This is a genomic window from Candidatus Cryosericum odellii (genome assembly GCF_003570935.1).
Lineage (GTDB): Bacteria > Caldisericota > Caldisericia > Cryosericales > Cryosericaceae > Cryosericum > Cryosericum odellii.
The window spans coordinates 16109-17763 of record NZ_QXIU01000145.1; the positions used below are offsets into that span (position 1 = coordinate 16109).

General features: G+C 60.2%; 1 protein-coding gene. It reads left to right on the forward strand.

Annotated elements, in window-relative coordinates; translation table 11 throughout:
- Positions 1-1458 (forward strand): HAD-IC family P-type ATPase (locus tag SMC5_RS06060; RefSeq protein WP_207799108.1); only part of this gene is annotated, 1458 nt, incomplete at its 5' end.
- Positions 1459-1655: the final 197 nt, after the last annotated feature.

Here is a 1655-nt window from a genome sequence, read left to right on the forward strand (position 1 = left end):
GTCCTGTTCAGTGACAAGACAGGAACAATCACCGAGAACCGGCTGAAGCTCGTCGATATTGTCCCGGCTGCCGGCATGACGAAGGATGATGTTCTCCGCCTGGCCCTGCTGAGTTCAGATGAGCGTTCGCAGGACTCCATCGACCTTGCCATCATCACACGCGCACGAGAGTCAGGCATCTCACCCGGCGCAGTCACCATCTCCAGCTTCACGCCGTTCGACTCGGCGACCAAACGCACGGAGGCGATTGCCGTTCAGGACGGTATCAGCACGCGCATCGTCAAGGGGTCTCCTCAGATCATTGAGGCTCTCGCCGCAGACGGTCAGCCCTTTGCAGGAGACGTCGAGCTCCTTGCCGCCAAGGGCAACCGCGTGCTCGCCGTGGCGACCGGTTCAGAAGATCATCTGACCATGGCCGGATTGCTGGCGCTGGAGGACCCGCCGCGCAGTGACTCGGCTGCGCTGATCCATGATCTCAAGAGCCTTGGCATCAGAGTCGTCATGGTCACCGGCGACACGCCCGAGACTGCTCGCACCGTCGCCGCACAGATCGGGCTGGGCACGCGAACGTGTGATGCAGTCACGCTCCGGGACAACACGACCGGCACAGGCGGCCTCGACTGCGACGTCGTGGCCGGTGTCCTTCCGGAAGACAAGTATGCGCTGGTTCAGCGCACTCAACATGCCGGCAGCATCGTCGGCATGACCGGCGACGGCGTCAACGACGCGCCCGCCCTGAAACAAGCCGAGGTAGGCATCGCCGTCTCTGATGCGACGGATGTCGCACGAGCGGCTGCAAGCGCCATCCTGACCAGCCCCGGTCTCAGCGGAATCGTTACGGCTGTGACGACGGGACGCCAGATCTATCAGCGCATGCTGAGCTATACTCTCAACAAGATCATCAAGACCCTGCAGATAGCCCTGTTTCTCGCCGTAGCATTCTTCCTGACCGGCCACTTTGTAACGTCGCCGCGCCTCATCCTCCTGCTCCTGTTCGCCAATGACTTTGTGACCATGTCCCTTGCCTCTGACACGGCAACAGCGTCGCAACTGCCGGACCGATGGCGTGTGTCGCAGCTGACCGGTAGTGCTCTCCTGCTGGCAGTCGCCTGGCTGGCAGTCGCATTTGGCACGCTGTACGTCGGAACCAGCATCCTCCACTATGACCTGCCGCACCTGCAGACTCTGGTCTTTGTCATGCTGGTCCTGACTGGACAGGCCAACGTGTATCTAGTCCGCGAGCGTCGCCACTTCTGGCAATCGCGGCCGGGACGGGCGCTTATCCTGAGCACGCTGGGGGACCTGCTGGTGATTGGGTTCATGGCTTCACGTGGAATTCTCATGGTGCCACTGCCACTGAACGTTCTAGCAGTCATGCTCCTGGGCATCGTGTTGTACAGTGTCGCGCTCGACTTTTACAAGCTAGTCGTCTTCCACTGGTTTCGCATCGCCGGTTGAAGCAGGTACGGACCTAAAGATTGTGACGGTGAGTCTTTCGCTCCGGCTATGACCAAAGCATCGTGCCCCGGACAAACGCTCATACATGTCATAGAATCGATTTTCCTCACCTGATGGTCACAACGAAAACCCTCGGGGACAAGACCCGGAGGTAAAAACACCCAAGACGGCAGGAACCAGACCGGCCCCAGTTACCT